This window comes from Coleofasciculus sp. G2-EDA-02, assembly GCF_040226375.1.
Lineage (GTDB): Bacteria > Cyanobacteriota > Cyanobacteriia > Cyanobacteriales > Coleofasciculaceae > Coleofasciculus.
The window spans coordinates 1-18544 of the sequence record NZ_JAVKEW010000007.1 but is presented as its reverse complement, the minus strand read 5'-3'; the positions used below and the strand labels follow the sequence as shown (position 1 = coordinate 18544).

Below are 18544 nucleotides of genomic sequence, written 5' to 3'. Positions count from 1 at the left end.
CCAACAAAACCCGCCCTGATTTAATTGTAGAGAAGAAATTTTAGGGAGTTTCTGGGCGCACGCCGTGCGCCCCTACCACTTTCTCAGAGTTTGATGCGATCGTCTTTGTTTTTACCTGATCTAGGAAATTTTCCACCCCTCCCTAACCATCCCAAAATCGGCGGTGAGGGAACAAGAAAGTCTTTAGTTTATCCCTGACAAAGGACTAATGACAAATAACGAATGACGACTCCACCGTTAACTTTTCGGCGTGCCTACCTAATTTATCAAAATGGCTGATAATCCAGGGAAAAGTGGAAACCCGATTCTTGCAGTGAATCCCCCCGTTGATTGACTTTAATTAAGGGGATGCCATAGTCTAAATGTAAGTCTAAATCGGAATTCATGCGCCAATTTAACCCTAATCCTAAACTAGCAATGGTGTTGGGATTTGGGTGATCATCTTGATTATTCCAAGCTGTACCGATGTCAAAGAATGGTACGAGTTGTAATTGATTGGGGTTTGAGGTGAGGGGAATCCGGACTTCTAGTGAACCCCAAATGCCATTATCAGTCACCAATTGATTTTGGCGATACCCTCGAATGCTATCTCCACCGCCCATCCCAAATCGTTCTAGGGAGAGTAAAGAGTCGGGAGTGAGTTGAGTATTGATTTGTGTCAGGAGTACGGTTTTGGGTGATAATCGCTGCACCCATTGAAATTGTCCTAACCAAGAAAAGAATCGCCCATCGGTTCCTGTATTATTAATTGTGGCATCAAAGGCATCTAGTCCGAGACTAAATTGAGAGCGAGCTGCTAAGATGCGGTTAGGTGTGCGATCGCTCCATTCCTGAAAGATGCGAAGTACGGTAACTTTGGATTCGCCATCCTCTGGTCCTTGGGAGAAGGAAAAGGGGATATCATTGAGTAGGAAGCTTTGGCTACGACGCCAATCGACAGTGACACCCAGGGCAAATTCAGTTGTAGGCGATCGCGCGATGGGTTGACGGAAATTTACAGATAGGGTGCGGGATTCGCTTCTGATGCCTAAGTCTTCAAAGCCGGCTTCTAGAATCCGACTGTTACTATTGCTATAGCTGAAGCTAATTTTACCATCACGGGCATTGATGGGAATCCCGTAGTTAAAACGATAGAAGTCTAATCCGGCGGTGAACCCGTATTCAGCAGTCACGCGATCGCCAAATCCGAATAGGTTATCATGGCTGATAAATAGATTGGCTTGTTCTGAGCCGATACTGGGAGATTGATTATTGGCACCAGATACACCGGCGTGAAAGGATGGTGTTTCTTGTAAGTCTAGGAGTAAGATGTTTTTGCCAGAACCACTGCCAGCGATTAGTTCAGCATTGACTTGATTTAGGAGGGGGTCAAGTTGCAGAAGTTGTAAGGCTTCTTCGAGGCGATGCTGATTGAAAGGAGTATCGGTTGCTAATTCCAGGCGACGGCGCACATATCCTGGTTTGAGGTGGTTTAATCCCTGGATTTGAATCTGTTCAATTTCACCTTCAACGACTTGAATTTGGATCATCCCATCACTAATATCTTGTTTGGGTAAAAAGGCGCCAGAGGTGACATAACCCTGTTGAATATACAGTTGAGTAATGCTTTGGCGTAGTTCGAGTAAGGCTTCAAAGGTGACGTCTTGGTTGTGATAGGTTTGGGTTAATTCGGCGATTTCTGATTGCAATACGGTATTGCCGAGAACTTCTATTTGATTAATGCGGAATACTTCTGGGGATAGAGAGGGAACTTGAGGCGGTTGGGGAGTCGCAGGTAACTGTAGGTTGGGTTGAGGTGGGGATAGGGGAGTTTCCTGTGGTAGAGGAGGGGATAAATCAGTTGGATTGGGAATGGTTTGTTCCAGGGTTTCTGGTGCACCTTCTGGAATCGTTATCCCAGGGGGTGGAGAAGATTGAGCCACTGTATCGGAATTTCCCAATGCTGATGGTACAGCTATCTGTAGGGGTGCAAGGCTTGCGCCCCCACATATTGAAATGGTAATGCCAACCTCTACAAATGTTGTCCGTTTCCCGGTAAGATACATCCTGATTTAATTGTCATTTGTTATTTGTCATTTGTCATTAGTCATTTGTAATTTGTCATTTGTCATTTGTCATTCGTCAGGGTAACATTATGGTTTTTCCGTACTTCAGAATGCTGGCATTACCTCAGATTACGCCCAAAAATTTTGCATTGATTTTTGATACAGCGCAACAGCAAGTTTTAGGACTTACGCACAGCCTCTGTCTGTAGGGTGTGTTAGGGTCGCGTAACGCACCATTCCCACTATAGATGGTATAGCTGCGTAAGTCCTGAAGTTTTTAAGGTACGGTATTTTCACCCTGAGTAATTAGTATTACTCCGTTTGTGTACTTCATTTACCTGCAATCTGCTGTAATTTCATTTGTCGTTGTCAGGTGACATTCATTCCCTTGTCGGGTTCCCAATTTCCGGTATGCTTGCGTCCGGCATTAATGTGACACGGGCGCAAGACGAAGCGCCCCTACATTCGCCCCGAAATTTGGGTGTAAAGGATTTTGTCAGATTTTACCAGATTTCCTTTTGTGGAGACGTTGCATTTTAGTCTCTACTGTCAATGTCTCTCAAAGTATTGATGGCTCAGGGTTTCCAGTTTGTGCGGCAAGCCCTATGTAGTTTTGTGCAATGTGATATGTAGTTTTGTGCAATCTGACTGGCTCAATCCTGCCAAGAGCCTTGTTGATTTACGCCATCAAATTGGCAGAAAAGGTTAATGCATTATATAAACCTGACTTTTATTCTAGAAATGTAGCGTATTTACGCAATGGCTCAGTAAACAATTCATTGACATAAAAATCAAGTAATATGGTTGTAAAATCTGGCGGTTCCGGAAATGACTTGCTACATGGCGGTTCCGGAGCCGATAAGTTTGCCTTCTATTCCAAAAACGAAGGGATTGATACTATCATTGACTTCGATGTGCGTAGTGACAAGATCCAAGTAGATGACCGAGGCTTTGGTGGTGGATTGCGGCGAGGCACACTGGATTCTAGTCAATTCACCATCGGTTCAAGGGCTTCAGATCGTAGCGATCGCTTTATCTATAACAACCGGACAGGAGCGCTTTTCTTTGATGCTGATGGCATAGGTGGGAGCGCACAAGTACAATTTGCGACGCTCGACAGGGGACTGAATTTATCAAGTAGTGACATTGTTGTTTTCTAAGTAGGTGGACACAATAAAAGCTAACGGTGGATATCGTCATTCGTCCTTTGTCATTCTTCCTTTGTAAGGGTTTGAGGCTTGTTTACAAAACTTAGTACAGTGCTGTTTTCTTTTGTCCGACTACTTAGAACTGATTCACAAGAAAACAGCGGCAGGATGGCAGCCTCGACAATTAAATCGAGGCTTGATACCAATGCGGCTCATTGATTGCCCTAACTGGGATATGTGAAAAGAAAGTTTCTCCCGCCATAGTTGCTGTAGTGGCTCGGCACACCTAAGCAAGGTGGAATAGAATTGTAGGGGCGCACGGTGTGCGCCCTTTTACTGCACCCATCTGCGCCCGATTTCACCGCCAAATCGCTTTATGCAGATGGAAAGTCCATGACTCGGGGCGCAAGCCTTCAGCCAGGGCGCACGTCTGTGCGCCCCTACGGGATTTGTGATAGTGTCATCCTGATCAATGGGATGCGATCGCGCTTTGTGTTGTCCTCTGTGTGTTAATCTGTGTGATTCTCAGAACCTGCGATCGCGTTGGCTTGATTTGAATGAAAACATTTGATGCGCTCGTCTTGGTTTTTCCCAAATCCACCCCACCCTAATCCCTACTTAATATAGCCTTACTCAAATAGCCCTTGGTAGAGTTCCGGTGGAACGTCTCTTACTGGTTTTCTAGGAACTGGTAAAGACGTTGCATTTTAGTCTCTACTGTCAATGCCTCTGAAAGTCTTGATGGCTCAGGGTTTCCCGTTTATGCAGCCAATTTTGTGCAGTTTTGTGCAATCTGACTGGCTCAATCCTGTCAATAACCTTGTTGATTTACGCCATCAAATTGGCAGAAAAGGTTAATGCATTATATAAATCTGACTGGTATTCTAGAAATACAGCTAATTACGCTGTTGATTTAACTTCATTGAGATTGTCTCTAAAATACCTGCAAAAATGACAACAATAACCAAGAAATCGGTAGCTCCACTGTTAATGGCTACAGCAACCGGAACAACGACTTTACTTCTAAGTTTTTCGGGTTCTGCTCAGGCTGCTCTTATCGACTTTGAAACCCTTCCCGATGGCATAACTACGCCGACAGATAACGCGGCTTTGACGAATTCTTACACAGTAAATGGTACTACCGTCACTTTTGGTTTTGATACAAATAACGACTTAACCATTGATGCCGATGCCCTATTTGAGAGTCGTAACGATGGAGGAAATACGGGTCGCGCTTACACTTCTTTTCCTGGTGGTGTGGACATAGACCGGACAGCAACAAATGAAGGAGGCGACTGGTTGCTACGTGCTCCTGGAGGATTTAATGTTTTTAGTACCGATGATTTCATTGTGAAATATACAGGTACACCTGCAAGAAGCGCATCAGGTCAACTCTGGGATCTTGATCGGGGCGAAATATACTCGATCGCAGCGCTTGATTCTACAGGGACAGTCGTTAGTTCCATTACCACACCTCCTATCCCTGGTGGTGAAGGTCCTGATACTTTCGATGCTTTGCCCTATAACTTTTCCTTCAGCGATTTAGGCGGTGATATCGGTTACATTCGGATTTCTGGTGTTAGCCGTGGGGGAGGTGGCGGTTTTGCCTTTGATAACTTTAATGCCACACAAAGTACTGTAAACCCAGAACCTGTACCTGAACCCTTAACTATCCTTGGTTCAGCCACTGCTTTAGGATTTGGAGGTTTGCTCAAGCGACAACATTCCCAGAAGCAAAAGCAAAAGAAAGATAAGTAATCTGCTTAAATGCAGTAGCCAGTAGTGCCGTGACCCACCTAAAATGGTGAATTAGAATTGTAGGGGCGCACAGACGTGCGCCCAATTTAACCATCAATCTATTGCACAATTTTAGCTGGGTCATGCCAGTAGGGTGCGTTAGGCGCATATTTCTTAGTTAATGAACGTCTCAAAGAACACAAGCCGCAGAGCACCCACTTTTCCGGTGGGTTACGTAACCCTTCACAAATCGCTTTATGCAGATGAAAAGTCCATCTGTAGCAAGCCTTCAGTCAGGGCGCACGTCTGTGCGCCCCTACGGGATTTGTGATATTGTCATCCTGATCAATGGGATGCGATCGCGCTTTGTGTTGTCCTCTGTGTGTTAATCTGTGTAATTCTCAGAACCTGCGATCGCGTTGGCTTGATTTGAATGAAAACATTTGATGCGATCGTCTTGGTTTTTCCCAAATCAACCCCACCCTAACCCTCCCCTTACCAAGGGGAGGGAACCGGAAGGGAACAAGAAACTTTTTCGAACTATAAATTAGGTAAGAATCTGGACAATATATTAACCGGGTGCAAGCTATCAATTCCTACCAAATTTCACTCATGTCTAATACAAAACCTGGAAGCACCATCTCACCCGATAGGGTTTCCGGATTCTGTAAACAGTCCTGAGAACCATCTTGACGATAAATATAAACTTGGCAGCCAGTACGGTCAATTAGCCAACCCAATTGTACGCCCAAACGTACCCACTCCTCCATCTTTTTTTGTAAGGATTTCAATGTATCACTGGGAGAGCGTAATTCTACCACAAAATCCGGGCAAATTGGGGGAAATTTTTGCTGCTGTTCAGGCGTCAACGCATTCCAGCGTTCTAATCGCACCCAAGCCGCATCCGGTGACATGGGTTCTTTGATTGCTCCTGGAATCCGAAATCCGGTGCTAGAGTCGAAACCCATCCCGGTTTTATCCTGTTTTACCCATGAACCAAGTTGAACGATTAGGGAAAAATTGCGATTTCCTGTTTCTCCCCCCGCTGGCGTCATAATCCAAATTTCTCCGGTTTTCAGGTTACGTTCTAATCGCAAATCATGGTTGATTTGGCACAGTTCAAAAAACTGGTCATCGCTGAGTTTAATTGAGGGTGGAATCGTCAACACTAAGGGCGAGGAAAGCATCATTGGTCATTGGTCATTGGTCATTGGTCATCGTAACATTATAGTTCTTCCGGACTTCAGAATCCTGGCATTGCCTCAGACGACGCCCAAAAACATTGGGTTGAGCTTTGATAATTTCATTGGTAGGACTTACGCAAAACCTCTATTTGTAGGGTGTGTTAGCGAAGCGTAACGCACCTTAACCACTAAGCTGTCATGCATTTTAATTGGGAATGGGTAGCGAGCAAGATGCTCACAGTACAAGGATTTCGCCATTATTGACATTAAGGAAGGTTTAAATGCCGAACAGCTTATAGCGCTACGAGAGGAGTCAAAAGTCAAAAGTTGACTACTATCGCTTCTTTAAAAGGCAACAAAACTCGCTGTCAAAGGCAACAAAAATATGTCTGTCGTCTCAAAAAGGTAGCAAGAAGCCAGAGACGACACAGCAACTTTTGGCTTAGTCTTTATGGATTGACCTGGACTATTGGATGGGATTTTTGTTAAGCCATGGTTCAGAAAATTATGCACCTTAATCGGTTGTCCCTTTGTGCAGTTTTCACCCTTTGCAGTTTTCTGCAATCTGATTGTCCGAATCTTGCCAAGTGCCTTGTTGATTTACGCCATTAAATTTGCAGATAAGGGTATATCCTTACATAAACCTGGCTTGTATTATGGAAGTAATGACTGGAATGTAATAATTTGAAATCAATGAAACATCTGAATAAAGCTCTGGGAACTATTGCCTTTGCTACCTTGGCGTTGGGTTATACTAATGTCGCTAATGCTGCCACTGTAACCACATCAGGAACCTGGTCAAATCCTCAAGGAACTGCTGCTGACGTTATGAATAACGGGAACACTATCTCTTGGGGAAATCCGGCTAACACATCTAACAATCAAAGTTCATACGTTTTCGATGGCAACGGTGGCGTCGAAGTAGATGACACAACGTTTCAAGTCTTCAAACTTGGCACATTTACTCATGACAACTTCCCGATTAGACAAGGCGACTTCCTAGGTGCCACGTTGACATTGAATCTAGATATCGATGGGCAAGTGAGTCAAGACTTTACATTTGATTTCGCTCACAATGAAACTCCTAACAGTACTCCCTGTGATCCTCAAGGCTCCACGGTATGTCCTGATGTCGTTGATATTCCCAGCGCTATAGGTGAAGAAACGATTTCCTATAATGGAAAGACATTTAAGCTACAGATTTTAGGCTTTTCAGATACTATTGATGGTCCCAAAGTAACTCAGTTCATCACTGAAGAAGGCATGTCAAACCAAACGATGCTGTTTGGTCAATTGAAGCCAGAGCCAGTTCCAGAGCCTCTGACTATCCTTGGCTCAGCTACAGCTCTAGGCTTTGGATCATTTTTAAAACGAGAGTATTCTCGCAAAAAGAATAAAACAAAGCAAGATGTTTAATCAATCAATATTTCATTGATTAAAAGATTTATAAAAACTCCAGAGCCTGTCTGGGGTTTTTGTTTGCCTCATTGCACTCTGAAAATTTCAAAACAATTCTACATCCTTAAAACGATTTTGTTGCGATCTGCGCTTCGCAGCGGCGCTTCGCCATCGCGTCTTAAGCAATCGAGTTGATCGGAGCATTTAAGAACAATCTCGACTCATCACCAATCGTCCATCAGGGAGTCGATAGACTCCAGTGGATTCCACAATCGGATCGCCTTTTTGCCAGGGGCGAGTGGTACTTTCTGTGGGAATCATCCGCACGGTGCCCGTGGGATAGGGGGAAATGGTAAGATCACCGGGACGCAGGGGTAAGTTGCCAGCGCCGGTGATGATGAATCTGCCATTTTGCTGATCAGCCCGAACCATGCAGCTATTGGCAATTAGATTGTCGCTGTCGATGAAATTGTCGGGTAAATCGATGAGGCTATTTTCAATAAAAGTGAGGTCGGGTATGGTAATTATGCCATCGATCGCGGCATCGGCATTGATATCGACACGCTGGTTATGATCTAGGGTAGCCGGATCAGTGCCTTTGGCGGCAGGGGTATAGCCGAAGCCAAAGAAGATGGGAGTATTTAATGTGATGTCGCCGCCTCTGCCATCACGGGCAAAGGCTAAGATATCGCTATCAGCAAATGCCAGGATGGAGTCAGCGGTGATCATGATGTTCCCACCGTTGTCACCTCCACTGGAGACACTGGTGGTGATGTCGCTGTCGCCCCAGAGTCGGATATCAGCGGCGGTGATATTAATGGCGCCGCCAGCGGATTGATCGGTGGCGGTGAGGATACTGCTATTGGTGGCGGTGAGTGTGTCGGCAATAGTTAGAGCGATTTTGCCAGCGTCACCTTCTCCTTGACTTCGGGCAGAGATTTGTGAGCCGTTTTCCAGGGATAATGTTTGAGTTGCGATCGCTAAGTCTCCAGCGACTCCAGTTGAGCCGGAAAGGGCGGCGGTAAATAAACCACTGGGTACTCCATCAGCGGCAGTACCCGCGATTCTGATGGTGTCTGAGGCGTTGACGATTATATTTCCCCCGGCTCCTTGATTGACTGTTGCTGTTCCAATTTGTGAACCGTTAAAAATGTTCAGTTGGCTGGTGGTTATTTCGATGTCTCCAGCATCGCCGTTCCCTGTTGTTGTGGTTAGGACTAGACTGTCATTGAGTAATTCTACGAATTCAGCGGCATTGATGGTAATTGTTCCTCCTTTCCCTGAACCCAAGGTAGAAGCGGATAGGATTGTGTCAGTCAAGGAAACGGATTCAGCCTGAATCGTAATGTCCCCAGCTTGACCTGAATCACTGCTAGGACTCATGGTACTACTACGGATGAAACTATTGGCTGAAGCAATTCTCCCTTGACTGGTGAGTGTAATATTACCGCCACCATTTACCCCACGAGCGTCAAGATTGCCCAGGGTAATATTACCTTGAGCCGAAAGGGCGATCGCACCGCCAGCCCCTAAGGAAAATGTACGGAGCGTACCTTGGGTGGTATCGATAGAACCGTTAGTGCTGGTGAGTGTGATTGAACCACTGGGGTTAAATATATTTTGGCTGGTAATGTCTCCTCTGGCGTTGACATTGAAATTGCCAGAGACTGAGGAGTTGATTAGGTTAATATCATTGCGATCGTTAATTCTCACATTTCTGCCACCGTTTATACTAAGAGTTCTAAAATCATTGTTTTGATTTAAAATAATATCGCTGTTACCCGCCTTCAATGTGGTTATACCAGTCAGGTTTAAGGGTTCGGTTTGGGTAATCGCCCCGCCAGAGGTAATCGTCAAGTTACCATATACATTAGAGGCGGCTAATTGAGTGGCTAAGGTGTTGAGTAGGGTAACATTACCCGTCCCATTGGTGGTAAAGTGGATATCTCCTGTGAGTTGGTTATTATTGGTCAGGGTAATTGGGGCATCGGGTTGTAACGTGGTAAAATTTGATGTACCTGTGACGGTAAGATTTCCATCTTGGCTAATCCCACGATCAGCAATTAAATTTAAATTGCCTGTAGCGGTGGAGTTAAGTAGATTAGTTGTGCCATTTTCCCGAATGGCAATATCTTTACCAGTAAAAGCGAGAGTCCCAAATTGATTGTTGGAGTCATTGAGGGTAATCGTGCCGTTTTCGGCATTGAATGTAGCTGTACCGCTGACGTCTAAAGAACCGCTTTGGGTAATGCCGGGAATACCTGTGGTGCTAATCCCGTCTTTGCTGGTTTGAAATCTTAAGCTACCGCCAAAGGAGTTGGCTTGATTCAGGGTAATGGCGGGGTTATCTAAGACGGTGTTAAACGATAGAACGGCTCCCGGTAGGCTATTGACGGTGAGGTTTCCGGTAACGGTGTTGGTGGGTAAGTTAACAGTTCCCACTTGGGTGATGATTAAATTCCCATTCTCTTCGATGGGTGAGGTGGGAAGAGCAAGACTATTAATTAAAGGATTACTGCTATCTCCGTTAACCGAGATGTTGCCAGCGACTTGCAGGGGTTCTCCCGGTGCATGGGAAATGGGTGAGGGTGAGTTGAGCCGGAAGTTACCGCCAATAATCGAGTAGCCGATGGTGGTGGGGTTGGTGTTGGTGACGCTGACAGTTCCAGCGTTGGCGAGGGTGGTGGTGAATGTGGCGTCACTGTTAATAGAGAGGATACCGTTACCGAGGATGGCTCCGGCTGAATCAACCGTGAGGGTTTCGGCGTTGATGTTATCCAGGGTGATAGTACCAACGGTGTTATGAGTTAATCCTTCCCCTGTGTCTAATTCAATGGTGACATCGCCAAAACCCGTATTAATAGTAGTATCGGGTTTCATGGTAATTTCGGCTGCACCAGGTTCTCGTTCTGAGTTAATCACTCCTGCTGCTAAAGGCTGATTCCCTAACAGAGATAGGTTGCCGTTATCGGTGGTGATATCGGCATTGAGGAGAATACTTCGTCCGGCTTCTAGGGATAAGGCACCGCCACTACCTGTAGGATTATCAGTGATAATGGCTTGGTTAACGGTAATATCGTTATTCGCTTGCAGGGTGACAGCAGTTCCAGTATCGGTGATGCGGGTAATTGTGGAGGGAGTGAGGGTAATATTGCGGTTTGGGAAATAGCTGTGGGTGAGGGAGGAGGAGGGGTTGGCGATGCCGATATCTACTTGTCCGGCTCCATTGTTGGCGGCGGGGCTAGCTACCAGGTAATTACCATTGCTTAAGGCGGTTATTCCACCAGAGCCGAACTTATCGTTTCGGTTAGTACCAGAGAGACGGCTAATTTCCTCCCCTGTGGTGCCATCAGCTAGAATTACTGTCCCAGCATCCACTACCCCCCCAATATCTGCGTTGGGATTGGCAAAAACATAATTACCATCGCTCAAGATTCTTATGTCACCGTTGCCGAAAAAATCCTCTGGGTTAGTGCCAGAGATCCGGTTAATTTCTGTCCCCGTGGTGCCATTAGCCAGAATCACTGTCCCAGCATTCTGTACCCCCTCAATATCTGCGTTGGGATTGCCGAACACATAATTACCATTGCTCAAGTCTGTTATTCCACTATTGCCGAAAAAATCCTCTGGGTTAGTGCCAGAGATACGGTCAATTTCCGCCCCCGTTGTGCCATCAGCCAGAATTACCGTCCCAGCATTCACTACCCCTCCAATATTTGCAAAGTGATTGCCGAAAACATAATTACCATTGCTCAAAGCTGTTATTTCACCACGGCCGAAATTATCGTCTGGGTTAGTACCAGAGATACGGCTAATTTCCGCCCCCGTTGTGCCATCAGCCAGAATCACTGTCCCAGCATCTTTCACTCCTCCAATATCTGCCAAGTTATTGCCGAAAACATAATTACCATTGCTCAAGGCTGTTATTTCACCCCAGCCGAACCAATCGTTTGTGTTAGTACCAGAGATACGGCTAATTTCCGCCCCCGTTGTGCCATCAGCCAGAATTACCGTCCCAGCATTCCGTACCCCTCCAATATTTGCCAAGTGATTGCCGAAAACATAATTACCATTGCTCAAAGCTATTATTGCATCAGAGCCGAACGCATCGCCTCCGTTAGTACCAGAGATACGGCTAATTTCCGCCCCTGTGGTGCCATCAGCCAGAATCACTGTCCCAGCATTCCCTACTCCCCCAATATCTGCATCTAGATTCCCGAAAACATAATTACCATTGCTCAAGGCTATTATTTCAACATAGCCCACACTTTCTGGTATGCCAGTATTAGAGATACGGCTAATTTCCGCCCCCGTGCTGCCATTAGCCAGAATTACCGTCCCAGCATTTTCTACTCCCCCAATATCTGCTCTTTGATTGGCAAAAACATAATTACCATTGCTCAAGGCTGTTATTCCATCAGAGCCGAACCTATCGATTCCGTTAGTACCAGAGATACGGCTAATTTCCGCCCCGGTGGTGCCATTAGCCAGAATTACCGTCCCAGCATCCTCTACCCCGCCAATATCTGCAAAGCGATTACCAAAAACATAATTACCATTGTTCAAAGCTGTTATTTCACGATCGCCGAACTTATCCCCTGGGTTAGCACCATGAATACTTCCGAGTATCGCTCCGGTGTTCGAGTCAAATAGGTATACTGCTCCGGCATCCTCTGCCATTAAATCGTCTTGTGGAGAACTCACGACAATGTTGCCGTTTGGGAGTACCGCAGTCCCGAACCCAAATTGATTTCCTGGCGCTGGATTAGGATTCAAGAGTTGGAACGATGCACCCGTATTAGCTGTATCAATCGTAATATTCTTCGGGTCTAATAATAGCTCCCCCGCCACCCCATTCGCCGCACTCGCCTCTCCAAATCCCCCAAACACCAAACTCCCTTTCCCCGATACCTCCAACACTCCCCCATTCCCCGCCAACGCCCCACCTCGCGCGGTCAAATTCCCATAAAAATCCGTTTCCCCATCTGCCCAAACAATCACTTTCCCCCCATCCCCAACCCTCAATCCATCGGCTTGTAACCTGGTGCCATGATTCACCAGGGTATAGTCGGCATTCTCTGCCCCCACGGTATTTCCCTGATAGTCTCCACCCACCAGAATCTCACCGCCACCCTGATTCCCACTGGCATTTACCCCTGTTCCCAATAGTTGCAATCTCTCCCCAAATAACTGAATCTCACCCCCCAACTCCCCCTGTGCCTGGAGATTCCCAGATGTGGTGAAAACCTGTCCTCCCTGAAACCGAATCCTCCCCGCTTTTTCACTCCCGGTTACAGAAGTCAACGCCGTAGCGGTTTGAATTACCGTACCCTGATAATCGACTTGAATCGTTCCCCCATCCCCAGCATTTCCTGTGGCGCTGAGAACCCCAGTATCGAGAAAATTAGTAACATTAATAGTGACACTACCGCCCCGTTCACCATCCGCCTGAATCTCTCCCCGATTTTCCAAAAAGGTACTGGTGAGATTAATTTCACCCCCGGTAACGCCGCCGGAATTAATCACCCCATTGAGTAGTTGAATCCGATTCCCTGTCACGTTAATTTCACCGCCACTACCCAGAGGATTTGAGGCATCCACAGAACCTAAAATTGCCACAGTGCCTAGATTAAAATCAATCGGAATATCGGCTTCAGTTAATCCAGCATTTTCCAGTAACGTTGCTAAACCTGACGCCGAAGATAGAACCGGATTTGTATCATTATTAAGTGGTAAATCAACAGAGGTAATTTGCCCCGTTAAATCCAGATGAATTAAACCTTGGCTTGGCACAGCCGCCAGACTAATTGTTCCTCCGGGTGCTGATAACTGCCCCGAATTTACCACCGTACCCCCCGCCAGGGTCAAATTCTCTCCCTCTCCAACTGCCAAATTCCCTGCATTCACTACCGCTGCTGGCTGTCCATACTGCAACCCCAAGGGTACACTAATCGTTAATAATGAGGAGTCTTCTGGATTCGTGGCACTAAATGATGAGCCATCTTCAAATACTACAGAATTCGCCGTACTCGCCACAAAGGAACCCTGAATATCTAACTGAGCATTTTCGCCAAAAATAATCCCATTGGGATTGAGGAAAAATAGATTCGCCTCGCCATTAACTCCCAATGTTCCTAAAATTGCTGAAGGGTTATTCCCGGTTACCCGACTAAAAATCGTTTCAATGCCGACTGGATTGGCAAAATAAACCCGTTGTCTTTCTTCAATATTAAATTCTAGGAAACTGTGGAACAAGTTAGCTTCTCGGATTGCCCCCCCTTCTATCAAATCGGCTAATCTTCCCCGCACTTGAGCATTGGGTGTGACGACAGAACTTTCTGCTTCTAAGGTATTATCTGGGGTAATTTGGGCGCGAAGGGGAGTATCCTGACTAATCAAGACAGTAAGACTGGTGAAAAAACTCGCCAACCCTAACTGCCAATACCTGGGTTTTGAAGATTGAATCTGAGCCAGGTAGGAACACGTTACTCCTGTTGAATTTTCCAAGAAGGGACTGTTCATCAAAACCTCCAGGATACTCGATCTGAACTGTCTTGTTTTGTCGCTTAAAGGGTGCACGTCGGTCATCTGTGTCAACTTAAGCCATAACCCTTACCCATTCTAATTTTCAGCTATGGGATTTCTGCTCCCCTGGTTATTTTAAAGGGCGGGTTTATTCAAGTTATCAGTTGGGTGCCATAAGTTATCTGTAAAACCCGCCCCTACATTCTCGCTCTAAGAACTCTTTACCTTAAGGTGACACGGGCGCACGTCAGTCATTGGTGTCAACTTAAGGTGAAAGCTCGGTTGAGCAAGGGTGTCGGGTGTCGGGTGTCGGGTGTCGGGTGTCAGGATGGAATTGTCTGTTGGAGGCTTAAAAACCTCACACCTACCACCATTCACCTCACCTATTCATCCACAATGTTTTTTTCAAACAGGCTCCGTTTAATACATAGTGAGCCAAAATTGCTCGCTTTCCCCCACACCCCACACCCCATACCCCACACCCAGTATCCTATCGTGGGTAATGTGGCTTAAGTTGACACGGGCGCACGTCGGTCATTGGTGTCAACTTAACCTCAACCCCTCACCCCCAGCCCCTCTCCCAACCCCCCTCGTTCCCCCCTAGGAGGAGGGAGGACTAAGGATGCTTCGCTTTTATGGCACGGGAGAGGGGAGCAAGAAGGAAGAGGTATTCTAGATGTGATGCCAGAAGCTTCTTTATTCCCCTTCTCCCTTGAAGGGAGAAGGGGTTAGGGGATGAGGGTGAAATGCTTGCCAGTCGTGCTTTTTACCTTAAGTTGACACCCATGCACGTCGGTGCGCCCCTACGGAACCTGTCCAAATTGAACAATACCCCGGCAAATAACCTGAATATCTATACCATACAGGCAAACCGACAACAACAGGTTGCACTTTTCTGCCAACTCAAGTTCCTAAACCTGACAAGTCAATGGCACAAAATGACCAACCTATTCCAGCCCTGACAGCCTAATAATGCGATAAGCTGAAAATCAGTGAGTGATCAGCCTTCCATGGACAGTCTCATTCCCAAGTCCGATTTATAATTAAAATAAATTGTAATGAATCAGACAGCCAAGTGCTATTTAATATGCAAATTACCATTGAAGTGCCTGACAATATAGGTAGTCGTTTGGCGGTTCGTAGTGAGGGCTTTAGCCCTCTCCAGCTAGGCGGAGCGAGAACTAAAGTTCTCACTACAAACAAAACCCCTCGGTGCGTCTGTCTCAACCAGCCATTTAAAAGCGTGACAGCTGATGCAATGCTACCGATTCAGACTTAAATCCCTAGGCTTTCTCACCAGCCTACTCCTGTGCTTGTGGCTGAATCATCTGCCCTCAATCGCTGAATCGGTGCCAGCGAATCAATGGGTGCAACAGGGAGTTGAGCACTACCAAGCTGGCGACTTTAAAGGCGCGATCGCACTTTGGCAAACAGCCCTAGAATACTACCAAGAAACCCATAATCTTACCAATACCGCCATTATTCGAGAAAACCTCGCCAGAACCTATCAACAACTGGGGCAAATGGAACAGGCTATTGAGTTTTGGCACCAAGTTATTGCTGATTATCGCCAACTGGGAGATAGGCAGAATCTGGGGCGGAACCTGACTGAACTGGCTCAAGCTTATACTACCACCGGACAACCCCGAAACGCGATCGCACTTTTATGTGGTGTCTCAGATTCCCCCACAAACTGCCAACCGGAAACCGCTCTATATATTGCCCGCACCACTGAAGACAATCAAGGAGAAGCCGCCGCCCTGGGAAGTTTAGGAAATGCCCTTCTGCTCACCGGAAATTATGAAGACGCGATCGCGGATTTAGAAGCTAGTTTAGCGATTAACCACCCCACCTATCATACATCAACCCTGAACAGTTTAGGCAATGCCTACATCCGTAAAGGACAAAGCCAAGAGCGCTATGCTGACTCGGCTCAACAACGGGGTGCCAAGCAACGGGCAAGTCAATTTCGGCAAAAGGCGCTAAATGATTACCAACAGGCTTTTGGTTATTTTCAGCAAAGTCTAGAATTGGCTCGCCGATCACAGGATCAACCCAATCAAATGGGAGCCTTACTTAATTTAATTAAATTGGCTCAACATCCCCTAATTTCCCCCCAAATAGACGCTGCTCAAATCAATCAATCCCTAAAAGAGGCTCTGGATTTACTCAATCAACTTCCCGATTCTCGTAATCTGGTTTATGCGGCGATCGATTTAGCCAATCTCCAACCAGCGACTTCTACCATAACCCAAAAGAAATACCAATGTTCCCCACGCCAACTACCATCCCAAGCTGAATCCCTACTCGAATCAGCCGTATCCATTGCTCAACGCCTAGAAGACTCCCGTTCCGAGTCTTTTGCCCTGGGGGAATTAGGTCATTTCTACGAATGCCAGAACGACTATCGCCAAGCCTTACAATTTACCCAAAAAGCCCGGTTAGCCGCCGATCAAAACCGAGACGCCCAAGATAGCCTCTATCTCTGGGAATGGCAAGCCGCCCGCCTGTTTCAAGCACAGGGAAACCCAGAGCAAGCCATCGCCGCTTACCAACGTGCGATCGCAACGTTAACTGATATTCGCCAAGAACTACTCATGGCTGACTCAGATGTCCAATTTGACTTTCGCGATCGGATTAATCCCTTACATCGAGATTTTGCCCAATACCAGTTAGAACGAGTCGAACGTCTCCCAGTTACCGAAGCTCAACTGGAAATAGAATCTGCCCTGAAAACTATAGATGCCCTCAAACTTGCCGAACTGCAAAATTACTTTGGCAATGATTGTCGATTGACACCCAATTCTCAGAACTCTGTAGAGCAACTGGTGGGAGACGATACCGCTATTTTCCGTTCAATTATCTTCAACAATCATACCGCGCTCCTGCTCACCCTACCCAACAAGCCAACCCAACTCAAATGGATTAATATCGATAGTCAAACCCTACGAGAAACCGCCAATGAATTTCGCCGAGGATTGGAAAGACGACGGGATCTGATTTACGACCCCAAACCTGCCCAAAACCTCTACGATTGGATAATTCGCCCCTTTATTACCGATTTAGACGCCGCTGGGATAAACACCCTAGTTTTCATCTCAGATGGGATCTTACGCAGCATTCCCATGGCTGCCCTACATAATGGGGAAAGCTTCTTAGTGGAAACCTACGCCATTGCCACAACCCCCAGTTTAACCCTCACTGCACCTCAACACTTAACCGATGAATCCCTTCAAGTGTTAGCCCTGGGGTTAACGGCAAAAGCCACAGTAAACGGACAAACCTTTCCCGCCCTCACCAACGTTAAATCGGAACTCCAGCAACTTGAGAGCCTATTTCCCGGCAGTAAAACCCTCTTAGACGATGATTTTACGCGCGATCGCTTACAAGCCGAACTCAACCAAACGGTTTATCCGATTCTCCATATTGCGACTCATGGACAGTTTAGTGCCGTACCCGAAGATACATTCTTAGTCACCGGGAATAATAATAAACTGACGCTTAAAGACTTAGAAACCACGATTCGTCAGGTGAGTCAGGGGGCTGATGCCGTCGATTTACTTGCCCTCACCGCTTGTCAGACAGCCGTTGGCGATGAGCGTGCCACCTTGGGTTTAGCAGGTATCGCCGTTCAAGCTGGCGCTAAAACTGCCTTAGCCTCTCTCTGGTTTATTCCCGACGCCTCGACCAAAACCCTCGTCACTGACTTTTACCACAATTGGTTCAACTCTGAAATAAGTAAAGCCCAAGCACTGAGCCTAGCACAACGAAAACTGATTCAAGCCCAAAACAGTCCAGAAATCAACAACCAATATGCCCACCCCGCCTACTGGGCACCCTTTATCCTCATCGGTAACTGGCGATAATCTAAGTAGGTTGTCAATCTGTGTACCTGACTATTCACTGTTCTGAAAACTACCATTCCATCTGTGTAATCTGTGTTTTTGTCAATACTTAGCAATGATTTTTATCGAAACTTTAACAAAATACATGCGTCCACGGGGACATTGGCAGTGAGACAAAAACCATAAATTATACAAAGTTGCCCGAATATTCAAGAGGTTTAGCTGCGTCAAGATTAATTTTGCCCACAAAAAACCCACCATAAATAGTATACCTTAAAATCGCACAATCTTCTCACAATCGCCGTAACCCTTGAAAACTCGTAGATAATTTTGGAAAAGGGGTAAAAAAAGAACAATTATGACGTTTTGTTAAGACAGGACTCTGATTGGAAAATTTAAACCTTTCTGGGGGAACTAATCGTTTAAATTATCAGAACTTGACAAGTTTAACCGAAACGACATCGAGTCAAGCTAAGAAAATGTCAGTATATGCTCTATCTGTAGGGTGCGTTACGCTACGCGACGCTGCTGGCGAAATATTGCTTAACAAAACAATGAGCAAAAGCCTTGGCGATTAAGAGAGGACAACCTGAAGGGGTGACAAGCCGCTTAAAAGCTTGGTAGACAAAGCATTTCACCCCTCTTTCCCTTAAAAAGATGTC

General features: G+C 46.2%; 10 protein-coding genes. 7 read left to right on the top strand and 3 right to left on the bottom strand.

Annotated elements, in window-relative coordinates; translation table 11 throughout:
* Nucleotides 1–266: 266 nt before the first annotated feature.
* Nucleotides 267–2045, bottom strand: a complete 1779-nt coding sequence (locus tag RLO19_RS00510; RefSeq protein WP_446352864.1) for a ShlB/FhaC/HecB family hemolysin secretion/activation protein — start codon at nt 2043–2045, stop codon at nt 267–269.
* An 800-nt stretch (nt 2046–2845) separates the two neighbouring features.
* On the opposite strand from RLO19_RS00510, the gene RLO19_RS00505 reads away from it, so the two are divergent.
* The 4 genes from RLO19_RS00505 to RLO19_RS00490 all read left to right on the top strand — a co-directional run bounded on the left by RLO19_RS00505 (nt 2846) and on the right by RLO19_RS00490 (nt 5319).
* The gene (locus RLO19_RS00505; protein WP_446352863.1) at nt 2846–3205 is read left to right on the top strand and encodes a hypothetical protein; all 360 of its coding nucleotides are present in this window, start codon (nt 2846–2848) and stop codon (nt 3203–3205) included.
* A gap of 309 nt (nt 3206–3514) precedes the next feature.
* Nucleotides 3515–3706 (top strand): hypothetical protein, encoded by a 192-nt coding sequence (locus tag RLO19_RS00500; RefSeq protein WP_446352861.1) that lies wholly within the window; start codon nt 3515–3517, stop codon nt 3704–3706.
* A 438-nt stretch (nt 3707–4144) separates the two neighbouring features.
* Nucleotides 4145–4951: a PEP-CTERM sorting domain-containing protein gene (locus tag RLO19_RS00495; RefSeq protein WP_446352859.1), complete on the top strand. Its 807-nt coding sequence runs from the start codon at nt 4145–4147 to the stop codon at nt 4949–4951.
* A gap of 242 nt (nt 4952–5193) precedes the next feature.
* Nucleotides 5194–5319, top strand: a complete 126-nt coding sequence (locus RLO19_RS00490) for a hypothetical protein (protein WP_446352857.1) — start codon at nt 5194–5196, stop codon at nt 5317–5319.
* A gap of 207 nt (nt 5320–5526) precedes the next feature.
* On the opposite strand, the gene RLO19_RS00485 is transcribed toward RLO19_RS00490, so the two are convergent.
* Nucleotides 5527–6117, bottom strand: coding sequence for a Uma2 family endonuclease (locus tag RLO19_RS00485; protein ID WP_446352907.1), 591 nt, complete (start codon nt 6115–6117; stop codon nt 5527–5529).
* A gap of 690 nt (nt 6118–6807) precedes the next feature.
* On the opposite strand from RLO19_RS00485, the gene RLO19_RS00480 reads away from it, so the two are divergent.
* Entirely contained in the window at nt 6808–7530 is a 723-nt protein-coding gene (locus tag RLO19_RS00480; protein ID WP_446352856.1) for a THxN family PEP-CTERM protein, read from the top strand.
* A gap of 186 nt (nt 7531–7716) precedes the next feature.
* Here the strand turns inward: RLO19_RS00480 and RLO19_RS00475 are convergent, their stop codons facing one another.
* Entirely contained in the window at nt 7717–14034 is a 6318-nt protein-coding gene (locus tag RLO19_RS00475) for a two-partner secretion domain-containing protein (protein WP_446352854.1), read from the bottom strand.
* A 749-nt stretch (nt 14035–14783) separates the two neighbouring features.
* Here RLO19_RS00475 and RLO19_RS00470 point away from each other — a divergent pair.
* On the top strand, nt 14784–14999 hold the full coding sequence (locus tag RLO19_RS00470; RefSeq protein WP_446352852.1) for a hypothetical protein: 216 nt from the start codon (nt 14784–14786) through the stop codon (nt 14997–14999).
* A gap of 291 nt (nt 15000–15290) precedes the next feature.
* Nucleotides 15291–17903: a CHAT domain-containing protein gene (locus tag RLO19_RS00465; protein ID WP_446352850.1), complete on the top strand. Its 2613-nt coding sequence runs from the start codon at nt 15291–15293 to the stop codon at nt 17901–17903.
* The last annotated feature ends 641 nt before the right edge of the window (nt 17904–18544 follow it).

Excerpts from the sequence above, each read along its gene's own strand:
- RLO19_RS00505 (WP_446352863.1), top strand. The coding sequence starts at position 2,846 with ATGGTTGTAAAATCTGGCGGTTCCGGAAATGACTTGCTACATGGCGGT.
- RLO19_RS00485 (WP_446352907.1), bottom strand. The coding sequence starts at position 6,117 with ATGCTTTCCTCGCCCTTAGTGTTGACGATTCCACCCTCAATTAAACTC.
- RLO19_RS00495 (WP_446352859.1), top strand. The coding sequence starts at position 4,145 with ATGACAACAATAACCAAGAAATCGGTAGCTCCACTGTTAATGGCTACA.
- RLO19_RS00470 (WP_446352852.1), top strand. The coding sequence starts at position 14,784 with ATGCTTGCCAGTCGTGCTTTTTACCTTAAGTTGACACCCATGCACGTC.
- RLO19_RS00480 (WP_446352856.1), top strand. The coding sequence starts at position 6,808 with ATGAAACATCTGAATAAAGCTCTGGGAACTATTGCCTTTGCTACCTTG.
- RLO19_RS00475 (WP_446352854.1), bottom strand. The coding sequence starts at position 14,034 with ATGAACAGTCCCTTCTTGGAAAATTCAACAGGAGTAACGTGTTCCTAC.
- RLO19_RS00490 (WP_446352857.1), top strand. The coding sequence starts at position 5,194 with ATGAAAAGTCCATCTGTAGCAAGCCTTCAGTCAGGGCGCACGTCTGTG.
- RLO19_RS00510 (WP_446352864.1), bottom strand. The coding sequence starts at position 2,045 with ATGTATCTTACCGGGAAACGGACAACATTTGTAGAGGTTGGCATTACC.
- RLO19_RS00465 (WP_446352850.1), top strand. The coding sequence starts at position 15,291 with ATGCAATGCTACCGATTCAGACTTAAATCCCTAGGCTTTCTCACCAGC.